Here is a 21,759-nt window from a genome sequence, read left to right as displayed (position 1 = left end):
TCAAAAAAGCAAATCTGACGATTTGCTTTTTTATTGCCTTTTTTCTGAAAACTTTCGAATTTATTTTACATACGTTTTGAATCTTAGATTAGGTATGATTTAAATATATCAACTTAAAAAATACAGCAAGGATGTTGAGCATGAAATTTAATCGACTTGGGCAAACAGATATACACGTTCCCGAAATTTGTTTAGGAACAATGACCTTTGGTGAGCAAAATAGCCAGTCCGAGGCTTTCCAACAACTGGAATATGCACTCGAGCGGGGGTTAAATTTTTGGGATACTGCAGAGATGTACCCAGTACCACCTAAAGTCGAAACTCAAGGCGCGACGGAAGAAATTATCGGCAATTGGATTCAGCAGCGCGGCCAACGTGATCAACTTTTTCTTGCTTCAAAAATTGCAGGTCCAGGCCAAGGTGGTAGCAATATTAGAGGCGGCACAACTCGCTATACTGCCAGCGACATCAGCTCAGCCTTAGACTCAAATCTTAGACGCTTAAAAACTGACTATATTGATCTTTATCAGCTGCATTGGCCTCAACGCCCAACCAATATGTTTGGTCAATTGGGTTATACCAATCACCATGCTCACAGTACACTAGATATCACACCACTCGAGGAAACCTTATCTGCCCTTCAAGCGGAAATTAATAGAGGTAGAATTCGTTATATCGGACTCTCCAATGAGACACCATGGGGAACCATGAAATTTCTACATTTAGCTGAAAAGTTAGGGCTGTCTAAATTTGTTTCTGTACAAAACCCCTATAACTTATTAAATCGTACCTATGAAATCGGCATGTCGGAGATTGCTAAATTTGAAGGCATCGGTTTACTGGCCTATTCACCGCTCGCTTTTGGCTATTTAACAGGAAAATTTAGACATGGTGCGAGACCTGCAAATGCCAGAGTCACCTTATACTCTAGATTTGTGCGTTATAGTAGTCCTGAAAGTGAATGGGCAACTGAACAATACGCCCTCTTAGCAGAAAAACATGGACTGACATTAACGCAATTGGCGTTAGCTTTCATTAAGCAGCAGTTCTTCGTGACCAGCACAATCATTGGTGCAACCGATTTAAATCAACTCAAAGAAAATATTGATGCTTTTAATGTGTCATTGTCAGCAGAAATACTTCAGGAAATTGAGATCATCCATAAACAACAGCCAAATCCAGCACCTTAAGTGTCTAATAAATTCGATTTCAATACATTTGAATCAAAGCCATACTGTGATAACAATTTACTAAGTGGTGAATATAAAAAAAAGGATGCTAACGCATCCTTTTTTAGCTTTATTCTTTTAACGGCGACTTTGGTTATAAATCGCTTGAGCTGCAGGTAAGTTTTTACGCATCGCCTCAATTCGTTGAGCATTTGAAGGGTGTGTTGATAAGAAAGATGCATTGCCACCATTACTTGCTTTAGCCATTTTCTCCCATAATGTAATCGCTGCTTGTGGGTTATAACCAGCTCGAGCCATTAACATTAATCCACCCTGATCAGCACGGCTCTCCAAGTTACGTGAATAAGGCAACCCTACACCCAGTTGAGAACCAATTTGTGCAACTGCTGCGCCACCTTGACCTACCCCAGCTGCACTTAAACCAACACCTAAAGCCAAGTCAGTTAAAGCTTGAGCACCCAATTTACTTTTTGCATGCTCTTCCAAAGCATGGATCATTTCATGTCCCATGATGGCCGCAATTTCAGCATCTGTTAAATTTAAACGTTCCACAATACCTGTATAAAAAACAACTTTACCACCCGGCATGACAGAAGCATTTAATTCACTTGATTTAATTACAGATACCTGCCATTGGAATGGCTGACCCGTTTGATTCATTTGATCAGCATATGGACGCAAACGATTGTATACATTCGTAATACGCTTATAGGTATTTGAGCTTGTGTCCAATAAGCCCTTGCTGCGAGCTGTATCAATGGCTTGCGAGTAACTTTGTGCAGCAGCTGCATTTAATGTCGCTGAGTCCGCACCCGCCATATCCGCAAATGTTGTACACCCTGAAATCGAGATTACCGCAGACGCTGTAAGACCGAGCAATAATTTGTTCTTCATTATAATGTTCCAATCTACTTGAAAGTACTTGTTCATAATTATAGACAAACTCAACTAAGCTTAATATCTCATTTTTCTTCACTTTTTTATTTGTTATGTAATTTAGTAAACAAATTGATAGCTGATCCAAAAGACCAAACAAAAAATATTAAGCACGAGATAGGTTTGACTCCACGGTTTTAAACGAGTTTCAAGCTTCTCATCTTTACGTTTAAAAAATAAATAGGTGTTCTGAATTAAAATAATAGGGACCAATATGCAAGCGATCATAATCGACAGCCCAATAAAGACTTGGTAGACTACATCTTCGGCTACTGTTTGAGATCGAATTATCATCATCGCAATCGTGGGTGCCCCCCCCATTGCAAATAACAACGAATAAAACATTGTTCCAGAAATATTTTTATGCATCCTGCACACTCTATTATTTTATACATTCGATTTTAACAATCTCTAAGATTCAGCACAGCCAATTTTTATACAACTTTGGTCGTTGTTTAGATCAAAAAAAGCCCTGTGATATCACAGGGCTTTTTTAAAACTTTTAATTAAGCTTCAAACGGGTGACGAAGAATAATCGTTTCATCACGGTCTGGACCAGTTGATACGATGTCGATTGGACATTCGATTAACTGTTCAAGTCGCTTAATATAGTTGATTGCTGCTTCTGGCAATTGGTCTAAAGATTTAGCACCAAAAGTAGACTCAGTCCAACCAGGCATTGTTTCGTAAATTGGTTTTAAAGTTTCAAATGCAAGTGCATCAGAAGAACCTACGCAGCCCGAATCTGCAGCTTCATAACCTACACAGATTTTGATTTCTTCTAAACCATCAAGAACGTCAAGTTTAGTCAAGCAAATACCCGAAAGTGAGTTTACTTCTACTGAACGACGAAGGATTTCAGCATCGAACCAACCACAGCGACGTTGGCGACCAGTAGATGCGCCAAATTCTGAACCTACAGTACCAAGGTGCTTACCAATTGCATCACCAACATCGTTTGCAGCATCATAAACCAACTCAGTTGGGAATGGACCTGCACCTACGCGAGTTGTATAAGCTTTGGTAATACCCAATACATAGTCAAGGTGTAATGGACCAAGACCAGAACCAGAACTCACACCACCAGCAGTCGTATTTGAAGATGTTACGTATGGATAAGTACCATGGTCAACATCAAGAAGTGAGCCTTGAGCACCTTCAAACATGATGTTGTCACCATTCTTACGATATTTATGCAATTCGCCAGTAACATCAACAACCAGTGGAGCAACAACTTCACGCCATTGATCACATAACGCAAGCACGTCTTCAAGCTTAACCGCTTCTACACCGTAGAATTGTGTTAATTGGAAGTTATGGTATTCAAGTAACTCTTCAAGCAATGCTTTAAGATGATCACCACCACGCACTAAATCAGCGACACGAACCGCACGACGTGCAACTTTATCCTCATACGCTGGACCAATACCACGACCTGTTGTACCAATCTTGGCATTCCCACGTTTTTTCTCACGTGCTTGGTCTAATGCAATATGGTTTGGCAAAATTAATGGACAGTTTGGAGAAATACGTAAACGTTCTTTAACTGGCACACCTTGCTCTTCAAGAATCGTCATCTCTTTGATTAACGCTTCAGGAGAAAGCACTACACCGTTACCAATTAAGCAAAGTACGTTTTCACGTAAAATACCAGATGGAATGAGGTGTAAAACAGTTTTCTTACCACCTACGACGAGAGTATGACCTGCATTGTGTCCACCTTGATAGCGAACAACTGCAGCCGCTTGATCTGTGAGCAGGTCAACGATTTTACCTTTACCTTCGTCGCCCCATTGGGTACCAAGTACCACAACATTCTTGCCCATAATAGCCTCATTGCATCATGCTGTTAAAATTGAAGAACATGATTTGAAATTTAGTATTCAAATCAGGTGATTAAATCTGTTCGAGTTTCCACTCACCCGCTTGATTCACCAACTGGTGAGTCGCGTTAGGTACTGAATTCAACTCATCTTGACCAAGCAACTGCACAACGCTTTTGCCTTGATCACGTAATCCTTGAATTGCTTTGACTAGGTCAGCATTATTGCCCTTAGGTGCAACGATCACTTCCAATGCTTTAAATTGACCAGCGCTTAAAGCGTATAAGTCACATGAAAAGCCAGTTGCTGGACGTGCACGACCAAAATGCTCACCAATACCATCATAACGTCCACCTTGAGCTAATGGCGCAGCACGATTTGGTGCATACACTGCATACATTAAGCCAGTGTGATAGTGATATGAACGAAGCTCTACTACATCGATACCAATATGCAGATTTGGCCAACGTTGCTGAATCGCATCTTGTGTGCTTTGAACTGCATTAAATGCTTCTTGGAATGCCGAATCTTCTAAGATTTCTTGGCTTAAATGTGATTTTAAAGCGACTAAATCACTTGCATAACGACCAAGCGCATAAAAATCAGAGCCGAATTTAAGTTGTTGCGTATATTCAGCAAGCTCTGGTAATGCTTTACGCTGATATAAATCAGATAGATGCGACTCTGTAGCTTTGTTCAATCCTGCATGTTTAACTAAGCTACAGAATAGACCAACGTGTCCAATATCTAAATGGATCGCCTCAGTTACACCTGTATTTTTTAATAATTCCAACATGACATCGATCATTTCGACGTCAGCATCGATACTGTCTGAACCAAACAACTCAGCACCGAGCTGTAAAGGCGCACGTGTGGTATTGAAACCTTGTGGTTTGGTATGAAGTACCGTTCCAGCGTAGCAATAGCGTGCAACACCTTCAACTGGATACACGTGTGCATCAATACGCGCCACCTGAGGCGTCATATCTGCACGCACACCAAGTAAACGACCTGAAAGTTGATCGATTACTTTAAATGTGGCTAAGTCTAAATCTTGATTCGATTCTGAAAGAGAAGATAGAGATTCGATGTATTCAATAAATGGCGTGTACACCAATTGATAACCTCGAGCTGCGAGGAAATCTAACGCGGTACGACGCAAAGTTTCAATAACTTGCGCTTGCTCTGGTAATACATCAGCTACACCATCAGGTAATAACCATGTCTCTGAAATGGGCATGTTGTAAACCTAAATTCTGTCAGCGCGGAACAAATCCGCATAAAAAAATCGGGAACACACCCGATTTCTCCTAGTCTATCACGATCAACCCCCATGTGCATCAGACTTTTAAATAATTAAATCGGAATTTTAGATTATTCATAAGCTTCGATTGGTAATTCTGAACGCACTAGCAGTTGATCTATGTTATAGACATAAGCCTTTATAAAAGACACAGCATTTCAGTTTCATGACTGATCTGGAAATGAATGACATAAATCCAGTAAACGATTGGTATATCCCCATTCATTATCATACCAAGCATAGACTTTAGCTTGCTTCCCGACCACCATGGTTTGAGTTAAATCTACAATGAGTGAAAATGGAGAATGATTAAAGTCAGATGATACTAAAGGCTCATCTGTTACCGACATAATTTCCGAAAATTGCTCTCGTGCTGCTGAAATTAACGCTTCATTTAACTGATGGTCTGTAATTGGCTGTTGCGCTATAAATGTCAAATCAATAGCTGCCACATTAATGGTAGGAACACGAATTGAGTAACCGTCTATTCGCCCTTCCATTTTTGGCATGACACGTTTGATTGCACCTAGAGCAGATGAAGTCGTTGGAATAATGTTTTGCCCAGACGCCCTCGCACGACGTAAATCGCGGTGAACGTGATCTAAAACGGATTGATCCGCTGTAACAGCATGAATTTCTGTCATTAACGCACTTTCTATGCCAAAGGCATCGTCAATAATTTTGACCAGAGGAACCAATGCTTGTGTCGTACATGAAACACTCGAAATAATCTGATCCGTAGTTTTAACCTCTTTATGATTTACCCCGTAGACGATTGCAGCATCAACCGTATCAAAAGGTGCAGCCCCAATTATCACGCGTTGAGCGCCAGCATTGAGATGGCGTGTCGCTTCTGCTCGAGATCTAAATAAACCAGTACACTCTAAAACAACATCAACGTTTAAACGCTTCCATGGTAGTTGATCTGGTTCTGTTTGACAGTGAACTTCAATAGATAATTTTTTTTGATAGGCATAAATATTGAGAAATACTTGCTCTGCCACATAACTCAACTCCACTTCCCCATGAAATCTTCCATGTGTGGTGTCATATTTAAATAAATGAATTAAAGTTTCTACATCAGCCACATCATTAATCGCAACGATTTCAAAATTGAATTGCTTTGGATTTTCAAACCAAGCTCTTAAAACATTTCGCCCGATTCGTCCAAATCCGTTAATTGCGATACGTTGCATATGTAACCTTCAACTCTTTAATACAAGTTCTTGAAAGCTCTATGTTAAAGTATTTCTAAACTATACAGTAATAAATAATGGTCTTATGACTACTCAATATTTTTGATTGATCTTCGTACGAGATACACAGCTTGAGCATTTAAGAATCGTCTCAACAACGTTAATGCTTAAAATTCCACCTAAAACCAGAATTAAAGAGAATTGTCATTAAAACACTTTAAAATCATTGGTACAGGTGGCAAATTCCGTTATAATTTGGCGTTTTTAAACTTTTAGCCCGGTATGCTGGGGTGAATTTTATTGTGAATTCGCACTTTATTTCCCAGACATATTATTTGCCAATACAGAATTAATGGAGTGACTTGGTTGTGAGTACTCGTTTTATGACATCAGCTGAAATTCGTGAAGCATTTTTGCGTTACTTTGAATCGCAAGGCCACACACGTGTCGCGTCGAGTTCTCTAGTTCCTGCCAATGACCCAACTTTGCTCTTTACAAATGCTGGTATGAACCAGTTCAAAGATTGCTTCTTAGGCCTAGAAAAACGAGATTATGTACGTGCAGTGTCATCACAAAAATGTGTTCGTGCTGGCGGTAAACATAACGACTTAGATAACGTGGGCTACACAGCTCGTCACCATACGTTTTTTGAAATGTTAGGTAACTTCTCTTTCGGAGATTACTTTAAACGTGACGCGATTAAATTCGCTTGGGATTTCTTAACCAATGAAAAATGGTTAGGCCTACCTAAAGACAAATTATATGCAACGGTTTATCACACTGATGATGAAGCATTCGACATCTGGAACAAAGAAATCGGTCTAGATGAGTCTCGCATTATTCGTATTGGCGACAACAAAGGCGGTCAATACGCTTCAGATAACTTCTGGGCAATGGGTGACACAGGTCCTTGTGGTCCATGCTCTGAAATCTTCTTTGACCATGGCGATCACATTTGGGGTGGTTTACCAGGTACACCAGAAGAAGATGGCGACCGTTTCATCGAAATTTGGAACAACGTATTCATGCAGTTTAACCGTACTGCTGATGGCGTACTTCACCCTCTTCCAGCACCTTCCGTTGATACAGGTATGGGCTTAGAGCGTATTTCTGCTGTTTTACAACACGTAAACTCAAACTACGAAATCGACCTATTCCAACATTTGCTTAAAGCTGCAGCTGAAATTATTGGTTTAGATACTGCTGAACTTGAAGCGAAAGCACAAGCTGAAGGCAAACCAGTTGAATACCCTGCGTCTTTAAAAGTAGTTGCAGATCATGCACGTTCATGTTCATTCTTGATTGCTGATGGTGTAAACCCTTCAAACGAAGGCCGTGGTTATGTACTACGTCGTATCATCCGTCGTGCAGTACGTCACGGTAACAAATTGGGTGCGACAGGTTCATTCTTCCACAAAATGTTAAAGCCTTTAATTGAGGTGATGGGCGCTGCCTATCCTGAACTTGAAGCACAACAAGCGCGTATTGAAGCTCAACTTTTAAAGGAAGAAGAGCAATTTGCTAAAACCTTAGAACAAGGTTTGAAATTGCTTGAAGGTGAACTTGCGAACTTAAAAGGTTCTGTAATTCCAGGCGAAGTGGTCTTCAAACTTTACGACACGTACGGCTTCCCAACTGACCTTACAGCGGATATCGCACGTGAACGTGATTTAACCATTGACGAAGCTGGTTTTGAAAAAGAAATGGCTGCTCAACGTCAACGTGCACGTGATGCGGGTAAATTCGCAATCGACTACAACAGCGTTGTAAAAGTTGAAGGCGAAACTCAGTTTGACGGCTACGATGCAACTGCTGGTGAGGGTCAAATCATCGCAATCTATAAAGATGGCGAACAAGTTGATGAAGTCGTTGAAGGTGATGAAGCTTTAATCGTTCTAAACCAAACACCTTTCTATGCAGAAAGCGGTGGTCAAATCGGTGATACAGGTATCTTTAAAAACGATACAGGTATTTTCGAAGTTCAAGACACGAAAAAATCTGGTGGTGCGTTCGTTCACCAAGGTATCGTGACCATGGGTAACTTTAAAGTTACTCAAAATGTAGAAGCAACAGTTAAAGCAGACATCCGTGCAGCAACAGCACGTAACCACTCTGCGACTCACCTTCTACATGCTGCACTTCGTCAAATCTTGGGTTCACATGTTCAACAAAAAGGTTCATTGGTTGCTTCTGACGTGTTACGTTTCGACTTTGCCAATGATCAACCCGTGACATTTGAACAGATTCAAGAAATTGAACGTCTGGTAAATGCTGAAGTGATTGCCAATACGCCTGTAACAACCGAACTCCTTGACATCGAATCTGCAAAAGCTAAAGGCGCGATGATGTTGTTTGGTGAGAAATATGGCGAAGAAGTTCGCGTACTTTCTATGGGTTCAGTCATTGAAGAGAAAAACTTCTCGATCGAACTTTGTGGCGGCATTCACGTAAAACGTACAGGTGACATTGGTCTGTTCAAAATCACTTCTGAAGGCGGTGTTGCTGCAGGTGTACGTCGTATTGAAGCAGTTACAGGTTCGAAAGCAATTGAGGTGGCTCAAAAAGCTGATCGAGACATCAACACGATTAATGGCTTATTGAAAGCACAAAAAGATCAAACGATTGAGAAAGTTGAAGCCTTAGCGGACACAGCATCAAGCTTACAAAAGCAAATCGATCAATTGAATCAAAAACTTGCACATTTACAGGCGGGTGAACTACTTAGCCAAGTTAAGGAAATTGCAGGTCGCAAAACGTTAATCACGACTGTTCAAGGTATGGATGCGAAATCACTTCGCAATCTACACGACGGTGTGAAATCAAAATTAGAAAATGCTGTGATTGTCCTTGCAGGTGTAGAGGGTGACAAGGTGAGCTTGATCGCATCTGTAGCTAAAGACTTCACAGCTTCTATAAAAGCAGGTGACATCATCAAACACTTAGCAACTGAGCTAGGTGGTAAAGGTGGTGGTAAGCCTGATTTGGCACAAGGTGGCGCGCCACTTAACGAGAAGTTTGCTTCTGTCATGGCAGAATTAACTGCTTGGCTAGCTGCAAAATAAAACTTCACCTTTTGTGTAACTGACCTTGAACAACTCTTCAAGGTCATGGTTTATATGGAACAACTATGGCATTAATCGTTCAAAAATATGGCGGTACTTCAATGGGTACTCCTGAGCGCATTTTAAATGTTGCTCGTCGTGTAAAGCGTTGGCATGATCACGGCCACAAGGTTGTGGTTGTTGTATCAGCAATGAGTGGTGAAACTAATCGCCTACTCGCTTTAGCGAAAGCCATTACCGACACCCCTGACCCACGAGAATTAGACCAAATGGTTTCAACGGGTGAACAGGTAACGATTTCAATGTTAGCAATGGCACTGAACTCTATCGGTGTGGAAGCGAAATCTTTGACTGGACGCCAAGTTGGTATTAAAACTGACAGCTCATTCACAAAAGCACGTATTGAATCAATTGATACAGATGTCATGACTGAACAATTAGATGCTGGTCGTGTCATCGTTGTTGCAGGTTTCCAAGGTTTTGATGCTAATGGAAACACAACAACTTTGGGTCGTGGTGGTTCTGATACTTCTGGTGTTGCATTAGCAGCTGCACTCAAAGCGGATGAATGCCAAATTTATACAGATGTGGATGGTGTATATACAACAGATCCACGTGTTGCACCAAAAGCGAAAAAAGTTGATCGTATTTCTTTTGAAGAAATGCTCGAAATGGCTTCTCTTGGTTCTAAAGTTTTACAGATCCGTTCTGTTGAGTTCGCGGGTAAATATCAAGTCCCTTTACGCGTACTCTCTAGCTTCGACAATGAAAATGATGGCGCATTTGACGAAGAATTTAAAAACAACGTCGGAACACTTATCACTACTGAATTGGAAGACAACATGGAACAGCCAATTATCTCTGGTATCGCATTTAACCGTGACGAAGCTAAATTAACTATCTTAGGTGTGCCTGATCTTCCTGGTATTGCATCTAAAATTCTAAAACCGATTGGTGATGCTAATATCGAAGTGGATATGATCATCCAAAACGTTGAAGAAGATGGTACAACTGACTTCACATTCACAGTCAATCGTGGCGAACTTGCTAAAGCTAAAAAAATTCTTGAAGAAACTGCTCAAGCAATCGGCGCTCGTGAAGTTGCAACACGTGATGATATTGTAAAAGTATCTATCGTAGGTGTTGGTATGCGCTCTCATGCTGGTGTTGCAAGTAAAATGTTTACAGCACTTGCTGATGAAGGCATCAATATCCTGATGATTTCAACTTCTGAAATCAAAATCTCTGTTATTATTGAAGAAAATTATTTAGAGCTTGCTGTTCGCTCACTTCACACTGCGTTTGGTCTTGACCGCGAACATGGTGAGTCTAGCGCACGTGCTTAATTTTCTGCCATGAGTTAGCAGAAACAATGCATACTTGATGAAGAAATATTCAGAGCCACTATAGTTTTTCCTATAGTGGCTCTGTTATATTAGGTCTAGAGGTTTATGGGATAATTTCAATAGTCCTGTGCGAATGGTTAAATTCGTCACATTTATCTATTAAAATATTTCGTGGTGCCGAGGTTGTTATTTTCACTTTTTGAAAAAACTATCGCAGGTTTAGCGTTTAAGCAAGGAGATAAACATGCTGATTCTCACCCGTCGTGTTGGTGAAACATTAATGATTGGGGATCAAGTCAGTGTCACTGTACTTGGTGTAAAAGGTAACCAAGTGCGAATTGGTGTGAATGCGCCTAAAGAAGTATCTGTACATCGTGAAGAAATCTATCAACGAATTCAGCATGAACGTGCGATGCATGAGCACTTGCAACATCTTGACCAAGATTACCAACCTTCTTACGAAGAAGAGAATTACACTCAAAATGATTTCAATCGTTGATTAGAAATGATTTTGTGACTAAAGCGGCTAAATTTAGCCGCTTTAAATTTTTGGTGTTTAAGCTGTTTAAAGTCCCAATGATTTGCGTACTGGACCAAAACTACGCCTGTGCTCTTCAACCACGCCAAACTGTGCAATAGCTTCAAAATGAGCTTTGGTCGGGTAGCCTTTATGTTTTGCAAAACCAAACTGAGGATATTTAGCATCAAGTTCTAACATTTGATGATCACGTGTCACCTTAGCCAGGATACTGGCAGCAGAAATTTCTGGATGTAATGCATCTCCTCCAACTACAGCATCACAACTCATACTCAATCCTTGGGGAATTTTATTACCATCAACCAATACATGTTGTGGTTGCACAGTCAATTGTTCAACGGCACGACGCATTGCCAACAACGAAGCATTCAATATATTGAGGTCATCAATTTCTTGATGACTCGCTTCAGCGATAGCCCAAGCTAGTGCTTTTTCTTTGATCTCTATAAATAATTTTTCACGTTTCTTTTCACTGAGTTTTTTAGAATCATTTAACCCAAGAATCGGATTGTTAGGATCCAAAATTACAGCAGCCGCAACGACCGATCCCACCAGTGGACCGCGCCCTGCTTCATCAGCACCAGCAATCAACATCATTTTCCTAATTTATCCTTAAAAAAATAGGCCGATCAAAATCAGCCTATTCATATATCTTTAAAATTAACGTACAGCTTCAGCTACACATTCATTAATAGTTTTAGTCACGATATTGCTGACGATTGTTGCACGTGCTGTTGGATCAATCGCTGCTGTAGCCAAATCAACCGTAGTTACGCTTTGAGGAGCTTTTTCACTTACACATCCACAAATTTCACCTTGGATATTTTCTTTCTGCTCTGCAGTCATTAATTTCGTTGCAGTTTTCCAAGCAGAAATATTGTTCAATTCAGTTGTGCATTTTGCATTGATCGCAATTTTAAGTGCAGCCGAACCTAACTGTTGAGTGGTATTTGCGGCAGGTGATGATGTCCCTGTTGTACCTGTAGCACAAGCTCCGAGCACTAATGTCATTGGTGCGAGTAAAGCGATTAATTTTTTCACAGTATTGTCCTTATGATCTTACGAATTGAGCTATTTTGCCTAATGTAACATCATGAAGAAATAGATTTTTTGTATTTCCCGACTATATGTTCAGTTATAAGTCGCATTCCGTTGCATATTTTCAACACTGTGTCCCATTTCAATACTTATAAATAATTTATGCTTAAATTATTATGTGCGAAATTCAATCATAAGTTTATATCATGAATAATAAATCCAAATATTACACACGTACAGCTCAAGTCTTGCATTGGGTCATGGCGATTATTTTTATCACGGCGTGGGCGATCGGCTTTTATAGCGGCAATTTTTTAAGTTATGAAGTAGATGGTAGCTTCAAAGGTGACGTCATCACGCTTCACAAAAATATTGCAACCACCATTATTTTTCTGGTTGTGGTTCGTATCTTTTGGCGCTACACTCATCCTGCACCCGAGTTACCAGAGACAATGTCTCCCCTCATGAAAAGACTCGCACATTTAGGGCATCTTGGACTTTATTTTATGCTTCTGGCTTTACCAATTACGGGTTGCTTATGGAGTTGGAGTCTCGGCTACCCTGCACCAGTATTATTCTTATTTGATCTACCCGCTTTAATAGGTGAGAATCCTCAAGTAACTGAAATTGTAAAACCACTTCATATTTGGATTTCTTGGGCTGCAGGTTTACTTTTACTCGGACATATTGCTGCGGCATTAAAGCATCACTTTATAGATAAAGATCATGTCTTAGACAGCATGACCAAACAACCTAAAGATTGATTGAGTACGGCTCTAAATTTCTGAGTTTGATTTAGAGCTAATCACACATGCTTTTAGGCTATTCAACATGGCTTTTCGAATGACTTCTTGCTTGATATTTTCGTTAACTGTTGCTTTGGCAAGTTCCTGAGCCGGAATATCTTTTAAAGCATAATTTGATACACAATCACAGGTTTCTAATTTTAATTTCTTTTTGTTTTCTTCATTCATTAAATATGTCGTTATTTTCCATATTTTTGAATGGTCGACTTCACGCTCACATTGATACTGGATGACAGGCTTTAATATACGCTGTGTCAATGTCGTATTTGCATTCGCGATAACTACGGGCAACATTAGCAGACTCAGGCAAAACAAAGACTTCAATTTCAACATCACATTCGGCTCTATTGTTTAAAGCATATTAAACCAAAGGTGGGATTTTGCCCCACCTTCCAGTATTTTACATAAACAAGTTTAACTGTTTTAAATTGTGAGAATTTTATCTTTCCACTTTTGTTTTTGCACATCGGAAATAAACGATGCTTCAAATGAATTTATAGCGAGTTGCTTTAATTCATGATTTGTTAAATCTAAGGCCTCAGCAATCGCAATAAAGTTATCATTCATATACCCACCGAAATAAGATGGATCATCTGAATTAACTGTAACGTGTACACCTTGCTGCAAAAGTCGACGAATATTATGCTGTTTCATATCATCTACAACGCATAATTTAAGATTAGACAATGGACATACCGTAAGCGGCATTTTTTCTGCAATTAAGCGCTGCATCAACTTCGGATCTTCTTCAGAACGTACACCATGATCAATACGATTCACTTTGAGTAAATCCAAAGCTTCCCAGACATATTCTGCTGGACCTTCTTCACCTGCATGAGCAACAACCAAGAATCCTTCATCACGTGCTTTTGCGAATACCCTTTCAAATTTAGAAGGTGGATGCCCAACTTCACTTGAATCTAACCCTACCCCAATAATTTGGTCTTTGTAAGGTAAAGCTTGTTCAAGTGTTTCAAATGCTGCCTCTTCACTCAAATGACGTAAGAAACACATAATCAAATGCGTTGTGAGGCCTAATTTTACCTCAGCATCGTGGCAAGCTCGTTTTAAGCCTTTAATTACCGTTTCAAATGACACACCACGATCCGTATGGGTTTGCGGATCAAAAAACATTTCAGTATGAACCACTCGATCTTCTGCACATTTTTCAAAATATGCCCATGCAAGATCATAAAAATCTTGCTCATTAATCAATACATTCGCACCTGCATAGTAAATATCTAGAAATGATTGCAGATTGTGAAAATTATAAGCCTGTTTGACTTCTTCAACTGATTGATATGGGATTGCAATTTCATTGCGCTGAGCAATGGCAAACATCAACTCAGGTTCAAATGTCCCTTCAATATGGACATGAAGCTCAGCTTTAGGTAAAGCTTTAATTAACTCAACACGGTTCATTGCTACTCCTCATGAAACCAAAAAATAAAAAGGGTGCAAACTGAGTTTACACCCTTTTAAAAACTGTTAAAAATTAGCCGCCAAACATTGCAAATTTTAGCGCCCATAATACTGCGATAATCCATACCATATATGGTACTGTAGATGCTTTACCTGTAAGTAACTTCACCAATGCATAACTAATAAAGCCCATGGCAATACCATCAGCGATTGAGTAAGTGAACGGCATAAACACGATCGTTAAGAAAGCAGGAACCGCTTCAGTAATATCATCCCAATCAATATGCGTAATACCCTGAATCATCAATACCCCTACAAAGAGTAAGGCTGGTGCAGTTGCAAACCCAGGAACAGATTGAGCTAACGGTGCTAAGAACAAACAAGCAATAAAAAGTAAGCCAACTATTACCGCTGTAAGACCTGTACGCCCCCCTGCTGCTACACCCGCAGAAGACTCAATATATGGTGTCGTTGATGATGTACCTAATGCAGCACCAGCAACAATCGCTGAAGAGTCTGCAAACAGAGCTTTCTTTAAGCGTGGCAATTTACCATCTTTGAGTAAACCAGCACGATGTGAAACACCAACCAGCGTTCCTGTTGAATCAAATAGATCAACTAAGAAGAACACAAAAATTACACCGATTAAACTTGCGGTAAATAAGCCTTCAAAATCCATTTGCATGAATGTTGGTGCAATTGAAGGAATTTGACCAATCACACCTTTAAATTCACTCAATCCTAGGAATGTTGAGATTGCAGTCAGCACTAAAATACTAATGATAATCGCACCACGTATTTTAAAGTGATGCATAACAACAACCATCAAAAAACCGAATAAGGCTAAGAGAACGGTTGGTTGTTTTAAATCACCTAAACCCACTAGAGTCGCAGGATTATCCACAATGATGCCAGCATTTTTCAAAGCGATTAATGCTAGGAATAAACCAATACCACCACCAATAGCCAATTTTAAAGACATTGGAATGGCATTCACGATAGCTTCACGAATTTTAAACATACTGATCGCGATGAAGACCAGACCAGACACAAATACCGCAGCTAAAGCGGTTTGCCAAGGCACTCCCATTCCTAAACATACCGAATAGGTGAAATATGCATTTAAGCCCATACCCGGAGCCAATGCGATTGGGTAATTGGCAATAATACCCATGACAAAACAACCAATTGCTGCTGCCAAACATGTCGCAACAAATACCGCACCATGATCCATTCCTGTTTCAGACAGAATCATTGGATTGACAATGATGATGTAGCACATTGTCAGGAATGTCGTCATCCCTGCAATCATTTCAGTTCGAAAAGTTGTTTTGTTTTCGCTTAGTTTAAATAAGCGTTCAAGCAAACCCGCTGAAGAATTTGGATTTGTCATTGTCGAGCCCCTGCTTAAGATCGAGCGAGTCGTAAAAATTATTTAGATCATTTATTCAATGATTCATTGGCAAATGTAGCTCAGATGACGCATTCAATAAACGTACCAAAATGACATTTCCGATAAATTGAAGCACAATTAAAAAAGCTGCAATAAAGCAGCTTTGATATGATGATCTTTCAATTGAACAGTCGCTAGACAATTCGATCTATCGGGATATATTTTTAATTATAACATAGACTGAATTTGAAGGGCTGAATACACAGTCATAGGTTATAAAACACTAAAATTTAATCTTTATTTAAATTATGTTAAAAAATATAAAGTTAAATATACCCCTTAAAAAATCGATGATGATTTTTAGATCATTTAATTTTAAATGGTAGAGTAAATTAAGCTTGCTAACAGTGAATACTTTCTAAATTTGCACTCTTACCGATCAATATGAACATTATTTCATTTGGAGGTATTCCCAAATTAGGTAACCTAATCCAAAGCCCAAACAGGAATACGCAGTAATAATAAAGAAAACGAAACTTGCTTTATTCTTTTTTTTCAAGAAATTCATAATGCTCGCCTTAAGTTAACTCGTCATGCACTATGATAATGCATTTAGCTAATAATACCAGTTAAATAGAATTATTTCCCTTAAATATCAATAAATTAATATTTTTAATAAATACTATCAGTACTTTTCATAACAACTTCATTTTATGATAAAAAATTGAGCACCCTAACTAGATGCATCAATTTGCTGATCTTTAAAATAAAAAGACCACTCTTCATAGTGGCCTTTCATTCGATCAATTTTGTTGAGAAACAAAACGTGCTCTGGCAGCATGAAGCTTCTTATAGCTCTCAATAAGTTTTAAATGACGATCGAGACCTTCAAGTTGCATATTGGTTGGCGTCAATCCATAAAAACGCACATCACCTTCGATTGAGCCTATTGCAGCATCGACTCTCTCATCACCAAACATACGTCTAAAATTCGACTCGTAGTCTTCAATTTCCATTTCTTCATCTAACAACACTTCTAATACAGCATCCATGCATTGATAGAATAAGCCTCGTTCTACAGTATTGGTGTTGTATTGTAAGAACTGTTCTACTTGGTCTTTCGCTTCTTCGAAATTTTCCAAAGCTAAGTTAATTAATAGTTTTAATTCAAGAATAGTTAACTGACCCCACACCGTATTATCGTCAAATTCAACACCAATCAAGGTAATAATATCGGTATAGTCATCCACTTCAACTTCTTCAAGTTTCTCTAGCAAAGCTTCGAGCTGTTCATTATCTAAACGATGTAAGTTAAGAATATCTTCTCTAAAGGCTAAAGCTTTATTGGTATTGTCCCAAACCAGATCTTCAACCAAATACACCTCAGAATATCCTGGCACCAGAATTCGGCATGCAGTTGCACCTAAATGTTGGTATACAGCCATGTAAACTTCTTTACCCATCTCTTTTAGGATATTGAACATCTTTTCAGCTTCTTCAGCATTTGTATTTTCACCTTGACTGGTGAAATCCCACTCTACGAAATCATAATCAGATTTCGAACTGAAGAATCTCCAAGACACAACACCCGATGAATCAATAAAGTGTTCCACAAAGTTATTTGGTTCTGTCAGTGCATGGCTATTGAAAGTAGGACGTGGTAAGTCATTTAAACCTTCAAAACTACGACCTTGTAAAAGCTCTGTTAGGCTGCGTTCTAATGCAACTTCAAAGTTTGGATGAGCCCCGAATGATGCAAAAACGCCACCCGTTCTTGGATTCATTAATGTCACGCACATGACTGGGAATTTCCCACCTAATGAAGCATCTTTGACCAGCACTGGAAAACCTTGCTCCTCAAGCCCCTTAATACCCTCAACTATTTTTGGGTACTTTGTTAGAACATGTTCAGGTACATCTGGCAGGGTAATTTCACCCTCTAAAATTTCGCGCTTAACTGCACGCTCAAATATTTCAGATAAACATTGTACTTGTGCTTCAGCCAAGGTATTTCCTGCGCTCATACCATTTGACAGATACAAATTTTCAATCAAATTTGAAGGGAAATATACAATCTCACCATCCGACTGGCGTACAAAAGGTAACGAACAAATACCTCTCGCAGTATTGCCAGAATTTGTGTCGTACAGATGTGTGCCTAATAACTCATCTTCAGGATCGTAAATTTCAAGTGTATATTCATCTAAAATTTCTGATGGCAATTCACCATTTGGACCTGGTTGGAACCACTTTTCATCAGGGTAATGCACAAATTCAGCATTTGCGATTTCTTCACCCCAAAATTGGTCGTTATAGAAGAAATTACAATTCAAACGTTCAATAAACTCGCCTAATGCAGACGCTAAAGCACTCTCTTTCGTTGAACCTTTACCATTGGTAAAGCACATTGGCGCTTGTGCATCGCGAATATGTAAAGACCATACGTTTGGCACAATATTTCGCCAAGACGCAATTTCAATCTTCATTCCTAAGCCCGCCAAAATTGCAGACATATTGGCAATCGTTTCTTCAAGCGGTAAATCTTTGCCCGGAATAACAGTCACATTTTCCTTGGCAATATTTGGCATAAGTAAAGCTTGAGCATCCGCATCAATGCTTTCAACTTCCTCAATAACAAATTCAGGACCTGTTTGAATGACTTTTTTTACAGTGCAACGGTCGATTGAACGTAAAATACCTTGTCGATCCTTCTCAGAGATATCTGAGGGTAATTCGACTTGAATTTTAAAAATTTGTTTATAACGGTTTTCTGGATCAACAATATTATTTTGGGATAATCGAATATTTTCTGTAGGAATATCTCGTGCAGCACAATACACCTTTACAAAATAAGCTGCACATAATGCTGAAGACGCAAGAAAATAGTCAAATGGGCCTGGTGCAGATCCATCACCTTTATAACGAATAGGTTGATCGGCAATAACCGTGAAATCGTCGAACTTTGCTTCCTGTCGAAGATTGTCGAGATAATTGACTTTGATTTCCATGCGGGCACCTACAGAACTTATCCAAACAGCTAGATAAGTTAAAAATAAATTAAAACGCATTGTAATCAGAAATGCATGCAAATTGAATGAAAGTTTTTTAGATCCTCCCCTTAAGCTCTCTCTAATTTGGCGTAATCAGTGTTTTATTTACAAAAATTTTAACAAAAAAAAGCTGGTACCGAAGTACCAGCTTTTTTAATCCGCCAAACTGAAATTCAGTTCAAATTAAGTGTTATTAGATGCTTGCAATAGCAGCATTTAAAGTTGCACTTGGACGCATAACTGCATTTACTTTCTCTTGATCGATTGCGTAGTAACCACCGATATCAACAGATTTACCTTGAACTTCTGCAAGTTCGGCAACGATCTTCTCTTCATTTTCAGCTAAAGTCTTCGCTAAAGTAGAGAATGTCGCTTTTAATTCAGCATCTTCGTCTTGAGCTGCTAATTCTTCAGCCCAGAACTTCGCTAAATAGAAATGGCTACCACGGTTGTCTAACTCACCTGTACGACGTGATGGAGATTTGTCGTTGTCAAGTAATTTACCAGTTGCAGCATCCAATGTTTTCGCAAGAAGTTTAGCTTTAGGGTTATTTTCTTTAATACCAAGCTCTTCAAGTGAAACAGCGAGTGCAAGGAACTCACCTAAAGAATCCCAACGTAAGTGGTTTTCTTCAACAAGTTGTTGTACGTGTTTAGGTGCTGAACCACCTGCACCAGTTTCGTACATACCACCACCCGCCATTAAAGGCACGATAGACAGCATTTTCGCAGAAGTACCAAGCTCCATAATTGGGAACAAGTCAGTGAGGTAGTCACGTAGAATGTTACCCGTTACAGAGATTGTATCTAGACCACGAGCAACACGTTCAAGTGTGTAACGCATTGCACGTACTTGAGACATGATTTGGATGTCTAGACCATCTGTATCGTGATCTTTTAAGTATTTTTGAACTTTCTTGATCAATTCGTTTTCGTGTGGACGGTATGGGTCTAACCAGAAGATTGCTGGCATACCAGAGTTACGTGCACGTGTTACAGCTAGTTTTACCCAGTCGCGGATCGGTGCATCTTTCACCTGACACATACGCCAGATATCACCTTCTTCCACGTTTTGAGACATTAAAACTTCGCCAGTTTCGATATCTGTGATGTTAGCTACACCAGCTTGCGCGATTTCGAATGTTTTGTCGTGTGAACCGTATTCTTCAGCTTTTTGAGCCATTAGACCAACGTTAGGTACAGTACCCATTGTGCGTGGGTCGAAGTTACCATTCCACTTACAGAAGTTGATCATTTCTTGGTAAATACGCGCAAATGTAGATTCAGGCATTACTGCTTTACAGTCGTAAGGCTTACCGTCAGCACCCCACATTTTACCACCACCACGGATCATTGCAGGCATAGAAGCATCTACGATCACGTCGTTTGGAGAATGGAAATTAGTGATACCTTTTGCTGAATCCACCATTGCTAAAGCAGGACGGTGTTCTTGACATGCGTGTAGATCTTCGATGATCTCTTCACGTAAAGAAGTCGGTAAAGTTTCGATCTTCTCGTAAAGACCAGCCATACCGTTGTTTACGTTAATACCTAGTTCGTCGAACAGTTTACCGTGTTTTTCGAACGCTTCTTTGTAATAAATCTTCACACAGTGACCAAATACGATCGGGTGTGAAACTTTCATCATGGTTGCTTTAACGTGTAAAGAAAACAAGATGCCCGCTTCTTTACAATCATCTAATTCTTTTTCATAGAAGTCACAAAGCGCTTTCTTGCTCATGAACATTGAATCGATGATTTCGCCGTCTTGCAGTGCAACTTTGTCTTTAAGAACGATAGTTTCACCAGAATTCGTGATCAATTCCATTTTCACATTGCGAGGACGATCTAAAGTCATAGACTTTTCGCCGTGATAGAAGTCACCTTCATCCATGTGAGAAACGTGAGTTTGTGACCACTGTTTCCACTCACCCATAGAATGTGGGTGTTTTTTCGCATAGTTTTTAACAGCAGCAGGCGCACGACGGTCAGAGTTCCCTTCACGCAATACTGGGTTTACTGCTGAACCTAAGCATTTACCAAAACGTGCTTTAAGTGCTTTTTCTTCTTCAGTCGTAGGATTCTCAGGATAATCTGGAATTGCATAGCCTTTTGATTGAAGCTCTTTGATACATGCAGTCAACTGAGCTACAGATGCACTGATGTTTGGAAGTTTGATGATGTTTGTGTCTGGATCTTGTGTAAGACGACCTAATTCTGCAAGATTGTCTGATACTTTCTGCTCTTCGCTAAGGTATTCAGAGAATTCAGCGAGCACGCGTGCTGCAACTGAGATGTCAGTTTTTACAATCTCAACACCAGCAGGCTTAGTAAAGGTCTCAATGATCGGCAGTAGTGAGTAAGTCGCCAGTAATGGCGCCTCGTCGGTCAGTGTGTAGATGATAGTTGACTTTCCACCAGCCATATATAGCCCCTTGCTTTGGATTGAGTTACAGAGCACCGAACTTTTGGTCCAGTCTCTTAGAACCGATTTGCTTAAATTAAAACGTTGAGAGTATCGTTCTTCGTCGCATTTCAGTCAATGAAATAAGCTTTTAGTACGCTATTTTGATGAAATAACATACAAAATAGTATCCATCTTTAGTTTGATAATACTGTATGAATTTCATTACTTCTGAATGAAAAGTGAAGAACT

18 protein-coding genes are annotated in these 21,759 nt (G+C 39.5%); 5 read left to right on the top strand and 13 right to left on the bottom strand.

Features of this window, described 5'->3' with window-relative positions:
* Positions 1 to 140: 140 nt before the first annotated feature.
* Entirely contained in the window at positions 141 to 1,190 is a 1,050-nt protein-coding gene (locus tag AC1M83_RS01235; RefSeq protein WP_481589781.1) for an NADP(H)-dependent aldo-keto reductase, read from the top strand.
* A 117-nt stretch (positions 1,191 to 1,307) separates the two neighbouring features.
* Here AC1M83_RS01235 and AC1M83_RS01230 read toward each other — a convergent pair whose 3' ends face one another.
* The 5 genes from AC1M83_RS01230 to gap all read right to left on the bottom strand — a co-directional run bounded on the left by AC1M83_RS01230 (position 1,308) and on the right by gap (position 6,448).
* Positions 1,308 to 2,084: a M48 family metallopeptidase gene (locus tag AC1M83_RS01230; RefSeq protein WP_035265878.1), complete on the bottom strand. Its 777-nt coding sequence runs from the start codon at positions 2,082 to 2,084 to the stop codon at positions 1,308 to 1,310.
* A gap of 102 nt (positions 2,085 to 2,186) precedes the next feature.
* Positions 2,187 to 2,495: a hypothetical protein gene (locus tag AC1M83_RS01225; RefSeq protein WP_180027584.1), complete on the bottom strand. Its 309-nt coding sequence runs from the start codon at positions 2,493 to 2,495 to the stop codon at positions 2,187 to 2,189.
* A 137-nt stretch (positions 2,496 to 2,632) separates the two neighbouring features.
* Positions 2,633 to 3,952, bottom strand: coding sequence for an adenylosuccinate synthase (locus tag AC1M83_RS01220; protein ID WP_035265875.1), 1,320 nt, complete (start codon positions 3,950 to 3,952; stop codon positions 2,633 to 2,635).
* Positions 3,953 to 4,022: 70 nt separating this feature from the next.
* Complete coding sequence (locus AC1M83_RS01215; RefSeq protein ID WP_481589780.1) at positions 4,023 to 5,189, bottom strand: ATP phosphoribosyltransferase regulatory subunit; 1,167 nt, start codon at positions 5,187 to 5,189, stop codon at positions 4,023 to 4,025.
* A gap of 227 nt (positions 5,190 to 5,416) precedes the next feature.
* A complete protein-coding gene (gap, locus tag AC1M83_RS01210) occupies positions 5,417 to 6,448 on the bottom strand; it encodes a type I glyceraldehyde-3-phosphate dehydrogenase (RefSeq protein WP_035265873.1) in 1,032 nt (343 codons plus the stop codon).
* Between the two features lie 368 nt (positions 6,449 to 6,816).
* Between gap and alaS the strand changes: the two genes are divergently transcribed.
* The 3 genes from alaS to csrA all read left to right on the top strand — a co-directional run bounded on the left by alaS (position 6,817) and on the right by csrA (position 11,355).
* Positions 6,817 to 9,510: an alanine--tRNA ligase gene (gene alaS, locus AC1M83_RS01205; RefSeq protein WP_481589779.1), complete on the top strand. Its 2,694-nt coding sequence runs from the start codon at positions 6,817 to 6,819 to the stop codon at positions 9,508 to 9,510.
* 65 nt (positions 9,511 to 9,575) lie between these two features.
* Positions 9,576 to 10,856 (top strand): aspartate kinase, encoded by a 1,281-nt coding sequence (locus AC1M83_RS01200; RefSeq protein ID WP_092766113.1) that lies wholly within the window; start codon positions 9,576 to 9,578, stop codon positions 10,854 to 10,856.
* Positions 10,857 to 11,100: 244 nt separating this feature from the next.
* Positions 11,101 to 11,355: a carbon storage regulator CsrA gene (gene csrA, locus AC1M83_RS01195; protein WP_035265869.1), complete on the top strand. Its 255-nt coding sequence runs from the start codon at positions 11,101 to 11,103 to the stop codon at positions 11,353 to 11,355.
* 66 nt (positions 11,356 to 11,421) lie between these two features.
* Here the strand turns inward: csrA and rnhB are convergent, their stop codons facing one another.
* Together rnhB and AC1M83_RS01185 are read right to left on the bottom strand one after the other, a co-directional pair.
* Positions 11,422 to 11,988, bottom strand: coding sequence for a ribonuclease HII (gene rnhB / locus AC1M83_RS01190; RefSeq protein WP_092766112.1), 567 nt, complete (start codon positions 11,986 to 11,988; stop codon positions 11,422 to 11,424).
* A 66-nt stretch (positions 11,989 to 12,054) separates the two neighbouring features.
* Positions 12,055 to 12,435, bottom strand: a complete 381-nt coding sequence (locus AC1M83_RS01185) for a hypothetical protein (protein WP_180027580.1) — start codon at positions 12,433 to 12,435, stop codon at positions 12,055 to 12,057.
* Between the two features lie 203 nt (positions 12,436 to 12,638).
* Here AC1M83_RS01185 and AC1M83_RS01180 point away from each other — a divergent pair, with 203 nt between their 5' ends.
* Complete coding sequence (locus AC1M83_RS01180; RefSeq protein WP_035265864.1) at positions 12,639 to 13,196, top strand: cytochrome b; 558 nt, start codon at positions 12,639 to 12,641, stop codon at positions 13,194 to 13,196.
* 12 nt (positions 13,197 to 13,208) lie between these two features.
* Here AC1M83_RS01180 and AC1M83_RS01175 read toward each other — a convergent pair whose 3' ends face one another.
* From AC1M83_RS01175 to AC1M83_RS01150, 6 genes are all read right to left on the bottom strand, one after another.
* A complete protein-coding gene (locus AC1M83_RS01175; RefSeq protein ID WP_481589778.1) occupies positions 13,209 to 13,532 on the bottom strand; it encodes a hypothetical protein in 324 nt (107 codons plus the stop codon).
* A gap of 129 nt (positions 13,533 to 13,661) precedes the next feature.
* Complete coding sequence (locus tag AC1M83_RS01170; RefSeq protein WP_481589777.1) at positions 13,662 to 14,660, bottom strand: adenosine deaminase; 999 nt, start codon at positions 14,658 to 14,660, stop codon at positions 13,662 to 13,664.
* A 73-nt stretch (positions 14,661 to 14,733) separates the two neighbouring features.
* Positions 14,734 to 16,053 (bottom strand): NCS2 family permease, encoded by a 1,320-nt coding sequence (locus AC1M83_RS01165; protein ID WP_481589776.1) that lies wholly within the window; start codon positions 16,051 to 16,053, stop codon positions 14,734 to 14,736.
* 451 nt (positions 16,054 to 16,504) lie between these two features.
* A complete protein-coding gene (locus AC1M83_RS01160; protein ID WP_092766106.1) occupies positions 16,505 to 16,621 on the bottom strand; it encodes a hypothetical protein in 117 nt (38 codons plus the stop codon).
* 235 nt (positions 16,622 to 16,856) lie between these two features.
* Complete coding sequence (locus AC1M83_RS01155; RefSeq protein ID WP_481589775.1) at positions 16,857 to 19,061, bottom strand: OsmC domain/YcaO domain-containing protein; 2,205 nt, start codon at positions 19,059 to 19,061, stop codon at positions 16,857 to 16,859.
* Positions 19,062 to 19,296: 235 nt separating this feature from the next.
* Positions 19,297 to 21,528, bottom strand: a complete 2,232-nt coding sequence (locus tag AC1M83_RS01150) for an NADP-dependent isocitrate dehydrogenase (protein ID WP_092766105.1) — start codon at positions 21,526 to 21,528, stop codon at positions 19,297 to 19,299.
* Between the last annotated feature and the right edge of the window lie 231 nt (positions 21,529 to 21,759).

It is taken from the genome of Acinetobacter sp. 25-47-130 (genome assembly GCF_056779705.1).
This window is presented reverse-complemented; position numbering and strand designations above follow the sequence as displayed.

Excerpts from the sequence above, each read along its gene's own strand:
- AC1M83_RS01235 (WP_481589781.1), top strand. The coding sequence starts at position 141 with ATGAAATTTAATCGACTTGGGCAAACAGATATACACGTTCCCGAAATT.
- AC1M83_RS01230 (WP_035265878.1), bottom strand. The coding sequence starts at position 2,084 with ATGAAGAACAAATTATTGCTCGGTCTTACAGCGTCTGCGGTAATCTCG.
- AC1M83_RS01225 (WP_180027584.1), bottom strand. The coding sequence starts at position 2,495 with ATGCATAAAAATATTTCTGGAACAATGTTTTATTCGTTGTTATTTGCA.
- AC1M83_RS01220 (WP_035265875.1), bottom strand. The coding sequence starts at position 3,952 with ATGGGCAAGAATGTTGTGGTACTTGGTACCCAATGGGGCGACGAAGGT.
- AC1M83_RS01215 (WP_481589780.1), bottom strand. The coding sequence starts at position 5,189 with ATGCCCATTTCAGAGACATGGTTATTACCTGATGGTGTAGCTGATGTA.
- gap (WP_035265873.1), bottom strand. The coding sequence starts at position 6,448 with ATGCAACGTATCGCAATTAACGGATTTGGACGAATCGGGCGAAATGTT.
- AC1M83_RS01200 (WP_092766113.1), top strand. The coding sequence starts at position 9,576 with ATGGCATTAATCGTTCAAAAATATGGCGGTACTTCAATGGGTACTCCT.
- csrA (WP_035265869.1), top strand. The coding sequence starts at position 11,101 with ATGCTGATTCTCACCCGTCGTGTTGGTGAAACATTAATGATTGGGGAT.
- rnhB (WP_092766112.1), bottom strand. The coding sequence starts at position 11,988 with ATGTTGATTGCTGGTGCTGATGAAGCAGGGCGCGGTCCACTGGTGGGA.
- AC1M83_RS01180 (WP_035265864.1), top strand. The coding sequence starts at position 12,639 with ATGAATAATAAATCCAAATATTACACACGTACAGCTCAAGTCTTGCAT.
- AC1M83_RS01175 (WP_481589778.1), bottom strand. The coding sequence starts at position 13,532 with ATGTTGCCCGTAGTTATCGCGAATGCAAATACGACATTGACACAGCGT.
- AC1M83_RS01170 (WP_481589777.1), bottom strand. The coding sequence starts at position 14,660 with ATGAACCGTGTTGAGTTAATTAAAGCTTTACCTAAAGCTGAGCTTCAT.
- AC1M83_RS01165 (WP_481589776.1), bottom strand. The coding sequence starts at position 16,053 with ATGACAAATCCAAATTCTTCAGCGGGTTTGCTTGAACGCTTATTTAAA.
- AC1M83_RS01160 (WP_092766106.1), bottom strand. The coding sequence starts at position 16,621 with ATGAATTTCTTGAAAAAAAAGAATAAAGCAAGTTTCGTTTTCTTTATT.
- AC1M83_RS01155 (WP_481589775.1), bottom strand. The coding sequence starts at position 19,061 with ATGGAAATCAAAGTCAATTATCTCGACAATCTTCGACAGGAAGCAAAG.
- AC1M83_RS01150 (WP_092766105.1), bottom strand. The coding sequence starts at position 21,528 with ATGGCTGGTGGAAAGTCAACTATCATCTACACACTGACCGACGAGGCG.